Source organism: Lacinutrix jangbogonensis (assembly GCF_000797445.1).
Classification (GTDB): Bacteria; Bacteroidota; Bacteroidia; order Flavobacteriales; family Flavobacteriaceae; genus Lacinutrix; species Lacinutrix jangbogonensis.
The window spans coordinates 41313-58083 of sequence record NZ_JSWF01000032.1 but is presented as its reverse complement, the minus strand read 5'-3'; the positions used below and the strand labels follow the sequence as shown (position 1 = coordinate 58083).

At 33.2% G+C, this 16771-nt stretch carries 13 protein-coding genes; 10 read left to right on the top strand and 3 right to left on the bottom strand.

Translation table 11 applies throughout. The features are described from left to right. Positions 1–63: 63 nt before the first annotated feature. Together RH82_RS12810 and RH82_RS12805 are read right to left on the bottom strand one after the other, a co-directional pair. Positions 64–2562 carry a DUF5686 and carboxypeptidase-like regulatory domain-containing protein gene (locus tag RH82_RS12810; RefSeq protein ID WP_034061298.1) on the bottom strand — a complete coding sequence of 833 codons (2499 nt, stop codon included), beginning with the start codon at positions 2560–2562 and terminating at the stop codon, positions 64–66. Between the two features lie 76 nt (positions 2563–2638). After that, a complete protein-coding gene (locus RH82_RS12805) occupies positions 2639–3616 on the bottom strand; it encodes a pyruvate dehydrogenase complex E1 component subunit beta (RefSeq protein ID WP_034061297.1) in 978 nt (325 codons plus the stop codon). A 210-nt stretch (positions 3617–3826) separates the two neighbouring features. Between RH82_RS12805 and RH82_RS12800 the strand changes: the two genes are divergently transcribed. The 10 genes from RH82_RS12800 (at position 3827) to lspA (ending at position 15628) form a co-directional block, all read left to right on the top strand. Beyond that, positions 3827–4573 carry an electron transfer flavoprotein subunit beta/FixA family protein gene (locus tag RH82_RS12800; protein WP_034061296.1) on the top strand — a complete coding sequence of 249 codons (747 nt, stop codon included), beginning with the start codon at positions 3827–3829 and terminating at the stop codon, positions 4571–4573. A gap of 85 nt (positions 4574–4658) precedes the next feature. Continuing rightward, positions 4659–5621, top strand: coding sequence for an electron transfer flavoprotein subunit alpha/FixB family protein (locus RH82_RS12795; protein ID WP_034061295.1), 963 nt, complete (start codon positions 4659–4661; stop codon positions 5619–5621). 92 nt (positions 5622–5713) lie between these two features. Then, entirely contained in the window at positions 5714–6325 is a 612-nt protein-coding gene (locus tag RH82_RS12790) for a bifunctional nuclease family protein (RefSeq protein WP_034061294.1), read from the top strand. Positions 6326–6329: 4 nt separating this feature from the next. After that, on the top strand, positions 6330–8063 hold the full coding sequence (locus RH82_RS12785) for a NupC/NupG family nucleoside CNT transporter (protein ID WP_034061292.1): 1734 nt from the start codon (positions 6330–6332) through the stop codon (positions 8061–8063). A 297-nt stretch (positions 8064–8360) separates the two neighbouring features. After that, the gene (locus RH82_RS12780) at positions 8361–9185 is read left to right on the top strand and encodes a thymidylate synthase (RefSeq protein ID WP_034061289.1); all 825 of its coding nucleotides are present in this window, start codon (positions 8361–8363) and stop codon (positions 9183–9185) included. A gap of 13 nt (positions 9186–9198) precedes the next feature. Then, positions 9199–10086, top strand: a complete 888-nt coding sequence (locus RH82_RS12775; RefSeq protein WP_034061288.1) for a dihydrofolate reductase — start codon at positions 9199–9201, stop codon at positions 10084–10086. A gap of 49 nt (positions 10087–10135) precedes the next feature. After that, positions 10136–12349, top strand: a complete 2214-nt coding sequence (locus RH82_RS12770) for a tetratricopeptide repeat protein (RefSeq protein ID WP_034061287.1) — start codon at positions 10136–10138, stop codon at positions 12347–12349. Positions 12350–12424: 75 nt separating this feature from the next. Continuing rightward, positions 12425–13981, top strand: a complete 1557-nt coding sequence (locus RH82_RS12765; RefSeq protein WP_034061284.1) for an NAD(P)/FAD-dependent oxidoreductase — start codon at positions 12425–12427, stop codon at positions 13979–13981. A 178-nt stretch (positions 13982–14159) separates the two neighbouring features. Next, the gene (gene fabD, locus RH82_RS12760) at positions 14160–15053 is read left to right on the top strand and encodes an ACP S-malonyltransferase (RefSeq protein WP_034061283.1); all 894 of its coding nucleotides are present in this window, start codon (positions 14160–14162) and stop codon (positions 15051–15053) included. A gap of 89 nt (positions 15054–15142) precedes the next feature. Continuing rightward, the gene (lspA, locus tag RH82_RS12755) at positions 15143–15628 is read left to right on the top strand and encodes a signal peptidase II (RefSeq protein WP_034061280.1); all 486 of its coding nucleotides are present in this window, start codon (positions 15143–15145) and stop codon (positions 15626–15628) included. A gap of 10 nt (positions 15629–15638) precedes the next feature. Here the strand turns inward: lspA and galE are convergent, their stop codons facing one another. After that, positions 15639–16664, bottom strand: coding sequence for a UDP-glucose 4-epimerase GalE (galE, locus tag RH82_RS12750; RefSeq protein ID WP_034061279.1), 1026 nt, complete (start codon positions 16662–16664; stop codon positions 15639–15641). Positions 16665–16771: the final 107 nt, after the last annotated feature.

Here is a 16771-nt window from a genome sequence, read left to right as displayed (position 1 = left end):
TATAAAGCAATAGAATACAACAAAGGCTTCCAAATGGAAGCCTTTGTTGTATTCTATACTGTACTAAAAATAAAATCCAAAACTTCCGGTAATTCCAAATTTTCTAGCCTCGGGATTCAATACTGGGTCTAAATAGTTTCCTCTAAAGTTAAAGTCTATTCTAAACACTTTAAAAATATTACCAATGCCAACACTGTATTCATAATACGCTTCTTTACTTGGAGCTACATAAGCTAAACCAGAAGCATTAATATCTCTGTTTTGTTGTGATATATTACCCATAACGCCTCTAAATCCTAGAATAGCTCTAAGGTTGTATTTTTTAAGTAAAGGGATTCTTGAAAATAAACGTCCATTAAAATTATGCTCTACGTGAAGCGTTGCATATTGGTCTGTTACAAACTCATAAAAATCTAAGTTTGAGAATGTGTTATATATTGAAAAGTAACTCTGGTTTCCTGGTACCACACTCATTAAACCTAACGGGATTTTCCCAAATGTTTTACCAACTTCTATACTTGTGGTTAAACGCCCAAACCCACCTAAAGCCCAAGGCTGATAATATGAAAATTGTAGTTTTTGATAATCGAAATCACTATTAAACAGACTAGGATCTCCAACAGTAACTTGAGCAAAAATTCTTGCAAAGTCATCATTCTTAGTTCTGCGTTCTACACCAAAACCAGTCATTTCACGTTTTGGAAAGTAAGATAAAGACAAAGCTGTTTCAAACTGTTTAATTTCCGATTTAGTTGTGGTTTGAGAAGCATCAATATAATAATCTAAACTAAAAGTTGGAGATGCAGATTCTAGTGTTTTATAAGTACCACTTATACGTGTAATAAAGTTACGTAATGGCTCTACTTCTATTGCTGCTGTCGTTAAATTAACATTGGTTAATTTATCATTAACACCTGTATTAACAACAGATGAAGATGCAAAACTTCGTCCTAAAACATCTGTAGAGCTGGTTAAACTTGCTCCAATTTGCTCGACATCTCTTCTATTACCACCAGAAATAATCAATCGATTTTTCTTATCAATTAACCATTTTCCAGAAATACCATATTTAAATTTATCGTCTTTAAAACCATAAGCTACAAAACCTTCTAAACGCCATAAATCGTTCTGTCCAAAATAGGTTCTTCCGCCTCCTCTAATTCTAACACCTTCTACTTCATTAAAGCCAAAAGTTGAGAAAATAGGTCCATAATCGAGATTCAACTCATCGAACTCTACATAGCCCGAAGCTAGAATACTTCCTAAATTATAAAGTCGTTTAAATTTCTTGGTATTCTTTAAAGAGTCCAACATTACATAAACACCTTTTTCGTCTTTACTTAAAGATTCCATTCTGTTTTTATCCCAAAAAGCTTCATCTTGATTGTATAGATCTTCATCAAAACTATAAATTTTTTCTTTATAGAATTTAGCATCTTTCTTTTCATTAAACTTATAGTTATCGTACAAAGTTGTGCGTTTACCATAAATACCTTGAGATTTTTCCTTTTTATTAAAAGCAAAATCAGACATGAAATAATCACGCTTTATCAAGAATGTAGAATCGTTTAAAACATCGAATTCTTGCTCAATATATATTTCCTTAACCCAATTTATATTAGCACTTTTAGAAGCTTGTAAATTAATATTCTTAATCGCAAACGTGGTATCTGCAACCCAAAAATCACCTTTAAAGGTTAATTCGTTTTTACGACGTGGATAATAAATAATATTGTAGCACCATTTGTTGTCTATAAAAGAACTATCTGCCAGCACATAGTTATAGGTTTGAATTCCTGTTCTAGAAATTGGACTCGTAAAACTCTTATCGAAGAATTTTAAATAGTTATTGTAGATATCGTAGTCGCTATATAAATCGTCAACAAAATCAATTATTACTTGATTATTACTAAAACCAGAATTTTTATTTCCTTTTAAAATTTCACGCTTTTCGTTTATAATATTGTCTCCATAAACCTCGGCAGAAGATTCATTAATAAACATTGGTAAATACGTTTTACCAGTTACTTTCGAGGTATCTACTTGCTCGAAAACAAATTCCATTCCGCGAAATAATTTACTTTTAATAGTTGCACTATCAATAGTGTTTAAATCGAACTCTACTTTTTCGTATTTATCGTATTTATATTGCTTGTATTGTTTTAAACCATTCCTTCTTTTATTCTCCCAAATTTTTCGCAATATATCTATTGCAGGATTATTCTTTTTTGGCTGTTTCCCAGAGACAAGCACGACTTCCTGAAGCGTAGCTGCATCTTCAAGAAGAGCAATATCAAACTTGTAATTCACCTTTTTTGTTAACGTTACTTTTTGGGTTTGAAAACCTATAAATGAATACACAATAGTTTCATGTGTCTCATCATCCTCTAAGTAATAAGTACCATTCTCGTCTGTAATTGTGCCTATACTTGTGCCTTCAAAATAAATATTAACATAAGGAACTGGCGAATTAGTGTCATCATACACATGACCACTAACTTTAGTTTGCGCTAACGCGGAAAGACTTCCGAAGCATATTAATAATAAAAAGTACTTTTTCATAAGAATCGAATATAAACAAAAAACTTCATCAACAATTGTGCTAATGAAGCTTAATATCAAAACTATTTTTTTTATTCTACTTGTACATTACCTTTTTAACAGCTTTAATTACCTCTGTATAATCTGGTAACCATTCTGCTAATAATACAGGTGAATATGGTGCAGGAGTATCTGCTGTATTTATTTTTACAACTGGAGCATCTAAGTAATCGAAAGCTTCTGCTTGTACCATATATGTTATATCTGTAGAGACGTTTCCAAATGGCCAAGCTTCTTCTAAAACAACCAAACGGTTTGTTTTCTTAACAGACTTTAATATGGCTTCTTTATCTAAAGGTCTAACAGTACGTAAATCAATTATTTCGCAAGAGATACCTTCCTTAGCTAATTCGTCTGCAGCTTTGTAAGCTTCTTTTATTATTTTACCAAAAGAAACGATTGTGACATCTGTTCCTTCTCTTTTAATTTCTGCGACACCTAATGGGATTGTGTATTCTCCTTCTGGCACTTCACCTTTATCTCCATACATTTGCTCACTTTCCATAAAAATTACAGGATCATCATCACGAATTGCAGCCTTTAATAGTCCTTTAGCATCGTAAGGATTAGATGGCACAACTACTTTTAAGCCTGGAGTATTCGCAAACCAACTCTCGAAAGCTTGGGAGTGCGTTGCTCCTAATTGCCCAGCAGATCCTGTTGGACCTCTAAAAACAATTGGGCACTTAAGTTGCCCACCAGACATTTGTCTAATTTTTGCAGCATTATTAATAATTTGATCAATACCAACTAAGGAGAAATTAAAGGTCATATACTCTACAATTGGCCTGCAACCTGTCATTGTAGAACCTATGGCGATACCAGCAAAACCAAGCTCAGCAATGGGCGTATCTATAACACGCTTAGCTCCAAATTCGTCTAACATCCCTTTAGATGCCTTGTATGCACCATTATATTCTGCTACTTCTTCTCCCATTAGGTAAATGCTTTCATCACGACGCATTTCTTCACTCATGGCTTCACATATAGCTTCTCTAAATTGAATTGTCTTCATATTACTTTGAAATTGAAACACAAAAATAAGAATAACTCTAAACTAATAAAGCAGTTTTTATTTAAATTTTACTATGCATGCATAGCACTTTTTTAGAATAAAACAATTATCTTCGTACCCTGAAAAAAGAAGCATTAAACTAAAAATTAACGATATCGTTATAGTTCTAGGCTTCACAAAAGAAATAGTCTTAATTTAATTATAAAAAATATGAAAGTTTTAGTATGTATAAGTCACGTTCCAGACACTACATCGAAAATTAATTTCACAGATGGAGATTCTAAGTTCGACACCAATGGTGTTCAATTTGTAATAAATCCAAATGATGAGTTTGGTTTAACGCGTGCTATGTGGTTTAAAGAAAAGCAAGGTGCAAGTGTAACTGTTGTAAATGTTGGTGGCGCAGAAACAGAACCAACTTTGCGTAAAGCTTTAGCTATTGGTGCAGACGCAGCAATTAGAGTAAATACAGAAGCTAAAGACGGTTTTCAAGTGGCTAAAGAATTAGCAAAAGTAGTTCAAGATGGTGGATACGATTTAGTAATTGCTGGTCGTGAATCTATTGATTACAATGGAGCAATGGTTCCAGGAATGCTTTCTGAATTAACAGGAGCAAATTTTGTTACCAACTGTATTAGCTTAGAAATTGATGGCACAAGCGCAATAGCTGTTAGAGAAATTGATGGTGGTAAAGAAACCGTTGCTACAAGTTTACCTTTAGTAATTGGTGGACAAAAAGGTCTAGTTGAAGAAAGCGATTTACGTATTCCAAACATGAGAGGAATTATGATGGCTCGTAAAAAACCTTTAAATGTTGTTGAAGCTAGTGTCACGGAAACTGAAACGTCTTCTATTAAATTTGAAAAGCCAGAACCTAAAGGAGCAGTTACTCTGGTAGATGCAGGTAATTTAGACGAGTTAGTGAACCTATTACACAACGAGGCTAAAGTAATATAGTTTGTCATTCCTGCGTATGCAGAAATCCACAAGCTAATAATATAGATTTCTGCCTTCGCAGGAATGACAAAAAAAATAAAAAATTATGTCAGTTTTAGTATATACAGAATCAGAAAACGGGAAATTTAAGAAAACAGCCTTAGAGGTTGCTTCTTATGCCAAAGCAGTAGCAAACCAATTAGGAACTACTGTAACAGCTGTTACAGTTAATGCAACAGATACAAGCGAATTAGGAAATTATGGCGTAGATAAAGTATTGAATATTTCAAATTCAGCTTTAGAAAAATTCAATGCAAAATCTTATGCAGCAGTTATAAAACAAGCTGCAGAAAAAGAAGATGCACAAGTAGTTGTGGTTAGCCAAAGCGCAGATAGTAAATATTTAGCCCCTATTTTAGCAATAGGTCTAAATGCAGGATACGCTTCAAACGTCATGGAAGCACCGTCAAGCACTTCTCCTTTTACAGTAAAACGTACCGCTTTTACAAACAAAGCATTTAACATAACGACCATTAATACAGCTATAAAAGTAGTTGGAGTTTCTAATAACTCATTTGGATTGGTTGAAAATAGTGGAAGCGCTTCAGCTGAAGACTTCGCTCCTGCACTTCCAGAATCTGGAGTAACGGTGCAATCAATAGACAGAGCAACAGATAAGGTAACTATTGCAGATGCAGAAATAGTAGTTTCAGCAGGTCGTGGAATGAAAGGACCAGAAAATTGGGGAATGATAGAAGAATTAGCAGAAGTTCTTGGAGCTGCAACTGCTTGCTCAAAGCCAGTTTCAGACTTAGGTTGGAGACCTCACGGAGAACATGTAGGACAAACAGGTAAACCCGTAGCGTCTAATTTATATATTGCCATTGGAATTTCTGGAGCAATCCAACATTTAGCAGGAATTAACGCCTCTAAAGTAAAAGTAGTTATTAATACAGATCCAGAAGCACCTTTCTTTAAGGCAGCAGATTATGGTGTTGTTGGTGATGCTTTTGAAGTTGTACCTGCACTTATTGAAAAATTAAAAGCATTTAAAGCCGCAAACGCTTAATTTTTTATAAATTGTGCTCGTAAAAAAGCGGTTAATGCTATTTGGTATATATTCCAATTTACATTAACCGCTTTTTTTTGATTAATATATTTATGAGTTTAGTTAGACTAAAAATAAAAGGAATATCGTACAGCCAAACCCAAAATGGCGCGTATGCTTTAATATTAAATGAAGTAGATGGCGAACGCAAATTACCAATAGTAATTGGCGCTTTCGAAGCGCAATCTATTGCAATCGCTCTTGAAAAAGAAATTCGCCCACCGCGGCCACTTACTCACGATTTGTTTAAAAATTTTGCTGATAGATTTGATATTGTTGTAAAGCAAGTGATCATCCATAAATTGGTAGATGGTGTTTTCTATTCGAGTCTTATTTGCGAACGCGATAAAATTGAAGAAATAATAGATGCTAGAACTAGTGATGCTATTGCTCTAGCGCTTCGTTTTCAAGCTCCAATTTTTACTTATAAAAACATCTTAGATAAAGCAGGAATCTATTTAAAAGCAGATCCTAATAAGGATGAAAATGAGGAAGATGATAGTATATTAATTGAAGATATTATAAACGAAGAACTAGAACTTGTTGATTCAGAAGATTATAACTCACACTCTTTAGAAGAATTAAACAACCTACTTGGAGAAGCTGTAGCAAACGAAGATTATGAAACAGCAGCTAAAATTCGAGACGAAATTTCTAAACGATAACCTTATGATTAAAAGTTTACTATTAGCTATTGCAGCTGTGTTTTTTGGAATAACAACATCTTTTAGTCAAGATTTAGAAAAGAAATGGGTCTCTCAAACTGATACAATTCAATATAGCAGCTTAAAATTCGATAATAGTGAATTTACATTTGCGAATAAATCTAATCAAGAAATAAGCGGTGATTATTTGTACCAAAATAATTTATTAGTTTTTTATTATAACGACTCTCTAAATTCTATTAAACGCTATAAAATAGCTGAACTTACAGATTCTACTTTAGTCTTTAAAGACAACATTTCAACTTACAAATATAATGCATTAAGGAAAGTTCCTTCTACAACTGCAGCAATAGCTGAAACATCAAATTCCAATGCAGATAAAATAATCCCAAGTCAAGGTTTTTCAATAGGAAGTCTTTGGAGAGGTGTTTTAGGAATGATTACGCTATTATTTGTTGCCTTTTTGTTTAGTAGTAATCGTAAAGGCATCAATTGGAAAACTGTAGGTTTAGGTTTAATTTTACAGTTAATAATAGCAGTTGGCGTTTTAAAAGTTGGTTTTGTAAAAACAATATTCGAGTTTATTGGTAAAGGCTTTATTGAAATCCTAAGTTACACACAAGCAGGAAGCGAATTCTTATTTGGCGGTATGTTAGATGTGAATTCTTTTGGATTTATTTTTGCTTTTCAAGTGTTACCTACTATCATTTTCTTTTCTGCTCTAACATCAGTATTATTTTATTTGGGTATTATTCAAAAAGTAGTAAAACTAATGGGTTTATTACTAACGAAAATACTAGGTATTTCTGGAGCTGAAAGTTTAAGTGTAGCAGGAAACATATTTTTAGGACAAACGGAAGCTCCTCTTTTAATAAAGGCCTATTTAGAAAAAATGAATAAGTCCGAAATACTCCTCGTCATGATTGGCGGTATGGCAACTGTTGCAGGAGCAGTATTAGCAGCATATATTGGTTTTCTAGGAGGAGAAGATGAAGCCTTACAACTCTTTTATGCAAAGCACCTATTGGCAGCATCTGTAATGGCAGCACCAGGTGCAATTGTTATCTCAAAAATACTATTTCCTCAAACCGAAGAAATAAATACAGATGTTAAAGTATCACAAGAAAAGATTGGATCTAATATACTTGAAGCTATTGCAAATGGAACAACAGAAGGCCTAAGACTAGCAGTAAATGTTGGAGCAATGTTACTGGTTTTTGTAGCTTTTATAGCTATGCTAAACGGGATATTAGGTGGCGTTGCCGGATTTAACGGCTTTTCGATAGAAGCATTAAGCATAAATTGGCATTTTACGTCGTTAAATGATGTAATTGCGGCAAATACGCCATACGATAGTTTATCCCTAGAATTTATTTTAGGATACGTTTTTGCTCCACTAATGTGGTTAATTGGTGTTGCTAAAGAAGACATGGCATTAATGGGGCAACTTTTGGGTATTAAATTAGCCGCAAGTGAGTTTATAGGTTATATACAATTAGCAGAACTTAAAAATGTAGCAAATGCAACGCATTTAACGTATGAGAAATCAATTATCATGGCAACGTATATGTTATGTGGATTTGCAAACTTCGCCTCTATTGGAATACAAATTGGTGGTATTGGCTCTTTAGCTCCAGGACAGCGTAAACAACTTTCAAAATTTGGAATGAAAGCATTAATTGGTGGAACTATTGCTTCTCTAATTTCGGCAACAATTGCTGGAATGATAATAGGATAACAAATTCCGAGAAGACAGAAATCTTCTAATAAATAGAAATACATTAGTATTTAAAAACGCTCGTAACAAACTATTGCTATGAGCGTTTCTTATTTTACAGCTCTAAATATTAAACGTTAATAACTTTTAATATTTAGAGCTGTAAATTCATTTAAAATGAATCCTATATTTTCTATTTTTAATCGCTGATAAATTTTATCATGATGAGCGCAGTCGAAGCACTATATTTGCATAATTTTTGAACGCGCTTTAGAATTTAAAATAAATAAGATTCCTGCCTTCGCAGGAATGTGTACTATGAAACAATACCACGAATTAGTAAAACACGTTTTAGAGAACGGAAACGAAAAAGGAGACAGAACTGGAACAGGAACAAAAAGTGTTTTCGGGCACCAAATGCGTTTTGATTTAAGCCAAGGCTTCCCAATGGTTACCACAAAAAAATTACACTTAAAATCTATTGTTTACGAATTACTTTGGTTTTTAAAAGGGGATACAAACATTAATTACCTTACAGAAAATGGTGTTAAAATTTGGAACTCCTGGGCAGATGAAAACGGAGATTTAGGCCCAGTTTATGGTCACCAATGGCGTAATTGGAACAGTGATGAAGTAGACCAGATTGAAGAAGTAGTTGAAACCCTAAAAAACAACCCAAACAGTAGACGTATGATGGTTTCTGCATGGAACCCTTCAGTATTACCGGATACTTCAAAATCATTTAGTGAGAACGTTGCAAATGGAAAAGCGGCTTTACCGCCTTGTCACGCATTCTTTCAGTTTTATGTAGCAGATGGTAAATTATCTTGTCAATTATACCAACGCAGCGCAGACATCTTTTTAGGCGTACCTTTCAACATTGCTTCTTATGCATTATTTACTATGATGATGGCTCAAGTTTGTGGCTACCAAGCAGGAGAATTCATCCATACGTTTGGAGATGCACATATTTACAACAACCATAAAGAGCAATTAGAATTACAATTGTCTCGCGATTGCAGAGCATTACCTAAAATGAAACTAAATCCAAACATTACAAATATTTTCGATTTCAAATTTGAAGATTTTACTTTGGAAGATTACAATCCGCATCCACATATTAAAGGTAAAGTAGCCGTATAAAAAATAAAAAATTATGTTCGGAAAAAAGAAACAAAAACCTCAAATAGATCAAGAGCAATTTGCATTAATAGAAAATGCCCAACGACGGATAAAACAAAAAAAAGTATTATACACACACTTTGTTATCTTCTTAATTGGCGCCATATTTTTAATTCTAGCAAATACAATCTTAGGCATTGGAAAAGATTTCAAAATCTTTGGATTAGACTGGTTTGTTATCGCTGTTTCTGTATGGTTGTTTTTCTTTTTATATCATGCCTTCAATGTATTTATAACTAATAAATTTATGGGTAAAGATTGGGAAAAAGCACAAATAGAAAAGTTAGTAGCCAAGCAACAAGATAAAATTGCTGCTTTAAAAAGCACCATCATTATGCCTGAATTAGAAACTACGACTACGACTAAACCTCATAAAAATTTAACTATGATTGTTGCTGCCGGAGAAAATAACGAGATAGGAAAAGATAACGACCTGATCTGGCATTTACGAGACGACCTTAAACACTTTAAAGCCCTTACCTCTGGACACCATATTATTATGGGACGTAAAACGTTTGAAAGCTTTCCAAAACCATTACCAAATAGAACTCACGTTGTAATTTCAAGACAAAAAAATTACCAAATTCCTGCTGGCGTTTTACTTGTAAACTCTTTAGAAGACGCAATAGATGCGGCAAGCAGCGATAGTCAACCGTTTATTATTGGTGGAGGAGAAATTTATAAACAAGCCATGCCTTTTGCTTCTAAAATTGAATTGACACGTGTACACTCAACTTTCGACGCGGACACCTTTTTTCCAAAAATCAACATGAAGGAATGGAAAGAAACAGCAAGTAAAGTAAATGATAAAGATGAGCACCATAATCATGCATTTTCGTTTATAACTTATGAAAGGAGTTAGCTAAACTAACTTTGTGTAAAATTGAGATGCCAACACACTATAAAATGAAATGAAACAATACGAGAAAATTTTATTATTCATTTTCGGGGTTTCTTTCCTGCTTCAATTATTAGTGATTCCTGGTGACAGAGTATTGTTTGCGCTTTCTACTTGGCTATTATGTCTCTCTTATCTTATTGGCGGTTATTGGCTATTTAAAGCAAAAGAAAACAAAAAAGCTATCTCTATAATATCAGGTATTGCGCTAGCGTCTTCATTGTTCAATTTACCTTTTCTAATTAGGATAAATAAAGTAGACTATGACTATTTTTTACCCGTTGCAAATGGATTATTATTTGTGTTTTTATTAGGGTATTTATTTCTATATAGAAAAGCTAAAACTGACCTTCAAAATATTAAATTACTAGTTGTCCGTTCTTTAGTTATATTAATAATAACCTCATTTTTCACATACACTTCAATTAACTTTAAACCCTATAGAAGCATTCTTTACGCACTTAATAACGGACATGATTATATTCAAAATAATTTACGAATGTTCGATTATGTGGAAGAATGTGATGATGCCCTGGATAAAGGCGAATGCGATAGAGCAATCCAAAATGGCTTAAAAGCAAATGAAGAAGGAAAGGCTTGGCTTGGTATTTCAATAGAGGATTCTTTAAATGATAATAATGAGCTTTGGAAAGTAAGCGGAACGTATAGCCGATTGTATAATGCCTATAAATGCAAAGCTGACGATTATTTTAATAAGGAGGAATATGAACTAGCTTTAAATTACTACTTAAAATCTGAGAGCTCACTTAATAAATACCAACGTAAATCTGAATATTGGAAAATTCAACAAATATACTCCAAGAACTCACTTGCACTTTGCTATAGAGAGCTCAATAATTATGAGTTTGCAGATTCACTTTTTGCCGAAGCAATAAATCAATATGAATTTATTAAAGATACTATTGATAGTGAAGCAGCTGTTTTTTATAGTAATTATGGTAAATCAATGTCTAATCAAGGAGAAATTGAATATTCAAACTTACTTTTTAAAAGTGCTATTAGAATACTTGAAAGGGATACTATAAATAGAAATAATAAGAAAGGTATTATTAAAAATTATCGCGCTCTGATAAAAAATAATTTTCGAACAGACAGCTTAAAACAAGCTAAGCTTTATATAGATAAAACATATAAACTAGTAAATAAGTCTACAATTAACTTTTGTAACATAAATCTATATTATGGAATTTATCTATATAAGATAAATAAATATACTCAAGCCAATAACGTTTATACTGAATGCCTAGAATGTTATAACAAATTTCTTGAACCTACAAATCAAAATATAGCAAAAAACAACCTATTATTAGCACAAGCAAAAATAGCCCTAGCTCAATACGATAAGGCAAGAACTAGCTTAAACAAGGGAATAGATATTACAATAAAAAACTATGGAAAAAATAGTGAACGCTTTGCTAATTATCTTAAAATTGATGCGCAATTAGATAAAATTCAAGGTAAATATCAGGAATCTGAAACAAAGTATTTTCAAGTACTTGAATCCTATACTAACGCTATAGGAGAAGACAATTGGAAAATGTCAGCAATTCTTTCTAGCCTAGCTGACCTTGAACTAATTCTAGCAAAGTTTAATCAAGCAAAAACACATTCTAACGCTTCATTGTCTATCTCAAAACAATTTGTAGACCTTGAAAGTCCATCAATAACAAACTTATTAAATAATGCGGCATATGTTAACTATTACATTGGGAAATATAAAAGATCCGATTCTCTTTATAGAAAAACTATAGATATTAATAAGACCTTTAATTTAGAAAATAGTGCTTCTTCTGCTATCGCTTTAAATGGACTAGGGTTATTAATGACATCTAAAAAAGAATATAAAAAAGCAGATTCATTATTCACTAAAACATTAAAATTACACAAAGAAATATTTACAGAAAAACATCCTTTTACAGCAATTGTATATTTAAATTATGGGAACCTAAAACTAGACCAAAAAAGACTAAAAGAAGCAGAGAAAATGTTAACAAAATCGATCAACACCAACAAAAAATTCTTTAATCCTAAACATGATATTTTCGCAGATACTTATATGGCTTATGGGAATCTTTATATAAAAGAAAACCAGTTTGAGACTGCTAAAGAGTATTATTTAAAAGCATTAGATATTTATCTTGGAAAATTTGAAGCCAATCACATAAAAGTAATAACCGTAAAAGATGAATTAAAAAGATTCAACTAACGCCGTGCAGATTAATATATCTAACTCAAAACTCACTTCTCAAATAATCCCACCATTTTTCCCTAATTTCGCAACATGGTAAAAGACATCCAACTTCGATTAACATTAAAAGATGAAGAACGTAGTGATATATTGCTGATAAAATCGGCTCAGTATTTAAGTATTCCTAAAACAGATATTACAGGAATAAAAGTACTGCGTAAATCTATTGATGCCAGAAAGCCAAAAATTATTCTTAATTATAAATTGGCAATTTATATAAAAGAAGCATTACCAGAAAAATCCGACTATCAATTCGATTATAAAAACGTATCAAAAGCCAAACCTGTTCACATCATTGGTTTTGGTCCAGCAGGAATGTGGGCGGCTTTACGCTGTATAGAATTGGGTTACAAGCCTATTGTTTTGGAGCGTGGTAAAAATGTTCAAGATCGCAGGCGTGACATAAAAGCAATCAACCAAGATCATATAGTAAACGAAGATTCTAACTATTGTTATGGAGAAGGAGGCGCAGGAACTTACAGCGATGGAAAACTCTATACTAGAAGTTTAAAACGAGGTGATGTTAGAAAAATATTCGAAAACTTAGTGTTTCATGGTGCTACAGATCAGATTCTTATAGACGCACATCCTCATATTGGCACAAATAAATTACCAAAAATCATTCAGAATATTCGTGAGAACATTATAGAATACGGCGGAGAAGTTCATTTTGAAACACGTGTTACAGACTTTAATATTAAAAATAAAAAAATAGAATCTGTAGTTCTTCAAAATGGCAATGAAATACCAACAGAACGTGTTATTCTTGCTACCGGTCATTCCGCTAGAGATATTTTCTATTTATTAGATAAAAAGGAAATTGCTCTAAAAGCAAAATCTTTTGCCATGGGAGTTCGTGTAGAACATCCACAACATATTATAGACTCAATTCAATACCATTGTTCTGGAGACCGAAACGAATTGTTACCAGCAGCATCATACAGTTTGGTGCAACAAGTAAAAGACCGCGGAGTGTATTCTTTTTGTATGTGTCCTGGAGGATTTATTGTTCCAGCAGCAACAGCAAGTGGTGAAGTTGTTGTTAATGGCATGTCCCCATCAAGACGAAATAATAAATTTGCCAATTCTGGAATTGTAGTAGAAATTAATGTTGATAAAGACATTCTAAAATACGAGCAGTTTGGGGCTTTAAAAGGCTTAGAATACCAGAAAAATTTAGAACGTATTGCTTTTACATCAGGAGGAAGAACACAAGCTGCTCCAGCACAACGTTTAACAGATTTTGTGGAAGGTAAATTATCAAGTTCTTTAAACGACACCTCTTACCAACCAGGTTTAAATAGCGCGCCCTTGCATTCCTTATTACCAAAACTAATTGGTAGTAGATTACGCAAAGGATTCGAAGCTTTTGGAAGAAAAATGAACGGTTATTATACAGAAGAAGCGAATGTTATTGGTGTAGAATCTAGAACTTCTTCTCCTGTTAATATTCCAAGAACTGATACTTTAGAACATCCAGAAATTTCAAATTTATTTCCTTGTGGAGAAGGTGGTGGTTATGCTGGTGGCATTATAAGTGCAGCAATGGATGGCGAACGCTGTGCTGAAGCTGCTGTGGTTGGGTTATAATATAGAGCAAAGACCGCTTTGCTAATAGAAACAAGAAAAACGCTCTTGTATTAAAAAGAAAATTAGATCCCACCAAAATTAGCTCTAGATTCTTATATCTAACAGTTCCGAAGCTTCGGAACGAAGCTTGTATCTTATTAATAATTTATTCTTATTTTTGCCATTCAAAATTAAACCAATGAAAGCATACATATTTCCAGGTCAAGGCGCTCAATTCTCAGGAATGGGCTTAGATTTATACGAAAACTCACCAGAAGCACAACACTTATTTGAAGATGCCAATGACATCCTAGGATTCAACATAACAGACATTATGTTTGAAGGTACAGCTGAAGCTTTAAAAGAAACTAAAGTAACACAACCAGCTATCTTTTTACATTCTGTTATTCTAGCCAAAACTTTAGGAGAAAGTTTTAAACCAGATATGGTTGCAGGACATTCTCTTGGCGAATTCTCTGCACTTGTAGCTAATGGTGCTTTAACTTTTGAAGATGGATTACGCCTAGTATCACAACGTGCTTTAGCTATGCAAAAAGCCTGTGAAATACAACCAAGTACGATGGCTGCTGTTTTAGGTTTAGAAGATAGCATCGTTGAAAAAATATGTAACGATACCGAAGGTATTGTGGTGGCTGCAAATTATAATTGTCCTGGACAATTAGTTATTTCTGGAGAAATTGAAGCTATTAATAGAGCCTGTGAGAACATGAAAGAAGCTGGAGCAAGACGCGCTTTAGTATTGCCCGTTGGTGGCGCATTTCATTCTCCAATGATGGAGCCTGCTCGCGAAGAATTGGCTGCAGCAATAGAGAATACTACTTTTAGCAAACCAAATTGTCCTATCTATCAAAACGTAATTGCAAGTGCTATTATAAATGAAGCAGAAATTAAAGCGAATTTAATTTCGCAATTAACAGCTCCTGTACGTTGGACACAATCTGTAGAGCAAATGATAACAGATGGTGCTACTCTTTTCACAGAAGTTGGCCCAGGAAAAGTATTACAAGGTTTAGTAAAGAAAATAAATAGAGAAGCGCAAACTGCTTCTGCAATAATCGAAAGTGCCTCATAATTATAAAACGTACATGTTAAAAACAGTATTACCTATAGGGATTATTTATAGCGAACTGCATGTGATCCTAAAAGCAATAAAATAAACACATGAAAAACAACAGAACACTATTTATTGTTTTACTTATTATTTTTAATATTGCAATAGACCAAATCTCTAAGTTTTGGGTTAGAGCAAATGTTGCGGCATATAGTAGAACTGAAATTTTTGGTGATTATTTCACCTTACACAACGTAGAGAATGAAGGTGCTTTTTTAGGTTTAGGAAGTGATTTTAATCCTATTCTTAAAATAATACTGCTTAACGTTTTACCAATAGTTGTATTAACATTAGTGCTCTTCCATGTTTTTAGAGACAAAACTCTAGATAGATTCTCTCTTATTGGTTTCTGCTGTATTATTGGTGGTGGAATGGCTAATTTATATGACCGCGTACTTTATGGGCAAGTAACAGACTTCTGGCACATAGATTTAGGCGGTGTGTTTAGAACAGGTATTTTTAATATTGCAGATATGTCTGTAATGGTAGGAATGGGATTACTTATTTTAGGAAATTTTAAAAAGAAAAAAGCTTAAAAAACTGTTTTTAGAGTTTAGATTTTATTGTTTGTTGCCACTTCCATGCAGATTGCATGGCGTCATCTAGAGACGATTTTGCTTTCCAGCCTAAAACTGTATTTGCTTTTTTAGTATCTGCAAAAGCAGAGATAACGTCTCCTTCTCGTCTATCCACAATTTTGTAATTTAAATTTTGATTAGAAACACGCTCAAAAGACTTAATAACTTCTAAAACAGTACTTCCTGTTCCTGTTCCCAAATTAAAGACTTCAAAATTACTTTTATGCTTTTTATTTAATAATCGCTGAAGCGCTATTACATGCGCATTTGCTATATCTACAACATGAATATAGTCGCGAACACAGGTTCCATCTGTTGTTGGATAATTATCTCCAAACACAGATAATTGTTCACGTTCTCCTGCTCCAGTTTGCGTAATGTAAGGCACTAAATTTTGAGGCACTCCAATTGGCAACTCTCCTATTTTTGCAGATCTATGTGCACCTATAGGATTAAAATAACGCAAAGCAATAGCATTAAAATTTTGATTTGCTTTACAAGTATCTTTTAGTATAGCCTCTCCTATTTGCTTAGTGTTTCCGTAAGGAGATTCTGCTAGTTTTATTGGAGCTTCTTCTGTTATTGGCATTACATCTGCTTGACCGTATACAGTACAAGACGAACTGAAAATAATATTTGAACTTTCTTTTTTACTTAGTTCTTGAAGTAAATAAATTAAGGTATTTATATTATTCTCGTAATACAATAAAGGGTTCTCTACACTCTCGCCTACTGCTTTACTTGCTGCAAAATGAATAACACCCGTAATATCTTTATGCCTTTTAAAAAAGGCAGTAGTGTTTTGCTTATCTCTTAAATCGAAATTTTCGAACGCTGGTGTTTCCCCAGTAATAGCAACTATACCTTCTAACACTTTTACAGAGGAGTTAGATAAATTATCTACAATTATTACTTTAAACCCGGCTTCTTGGAGTGCTACAACTGTATGCGAACCAATATATCCTAATCCTCCAGTTACTAATATCTTTGACATTTTTATAATTTAAACTTTAATTTTAATATTGCTTCTAATCTTACGAGAAGGGTGGAAACGGCATCCTTTTTTGCTTTTACTGCAAAAAAGATATAGTGAACAGCCTA

Coding starts and splice junctions, on each gene's coding strand:
- RH82_RS12810 (WP_034061298.1), bottom strand. CDS start 2,562: ATGAAAAAGTACTTTTTATTATTAATATGCTTCGGAAGTCTTTCCGCG.
- RH82_RS12805 (WP_034061297.1), bottom strand. CDS start 3,616: ATGAAGACAATTCAATTTAGAGAAGCTATATGTGAAGCCATGAGTGAA.
- RH82_RS12800 (WP_034061296.1), top strand. CDS start 3,827: ATGAAAGTTTTAGTATGTATAAGTCACGTTCCAGACACTACATCGAAA.
- RH82_RS12795 (WP_034061295.1), top strand. CDS start 4,659: ATGTCAGTTTTAGTATATACAGAATCAGAAAACGGGAAATTTAAGAAA.
- RH82_RS12790 (WP_034061294.1), top strand. CDS start 5,714: ATGAGTTTAGTTAGACTAAAAATAAAAGGAATATCGTACAGCCAAACC.
- RH82_RS12785 (WP_034061292.1), top strand. CDS start 6,330: ATGATTAAAAGTTTACTATTAGCTATTGCAGCTGTGTTTTTTGGAATA.
- RH82_RS12780 (WP_034061289.1), top strand. CDS start 8,361: ATGAAACAATACCACGAATTAGTAAAACACGTTTTAGAGAACGGAAAC.
- RH82_RS12775 (WP_034061288.1), top strand. CDS start 9,199: ATGTTCGGAAAAAAGAAACAAAAACCTCAAATAGATCAAGAGCAATTT.
- RH82_RS12770 (WP_034061287.1), top strand. CDS start 10,136: ATGAAACAATACGAGAAAATTTTATTATTCATTTTCGGGGTTTCTTTC.
- RH82_RS12765 (WP_034061284.1), top strand. CDS start 12,425: ATGGTAAAAGACATCCAACTTCGATTAACATTAAAAGATGAAGAACGT.
- fabD (WP_034061283.1), top strand. CDS start 14,160: ATGAAAGCATACATATTTCCAGGTCAAGGCGCTCAATTCTCAGGAATG.
- lspA (WP_034061280.1), top strand. CDS start 15,143: ATGAAAAACAACAGAACACTATTTATTGTTTTACTTATTATTTTTAAT.
- galE (WP_034061279.1), bottom strand. CDS start 16,664: ATGTCAAAGATATTAGTAACTGGAGGATTAGGATATATTGGTTCGCAT.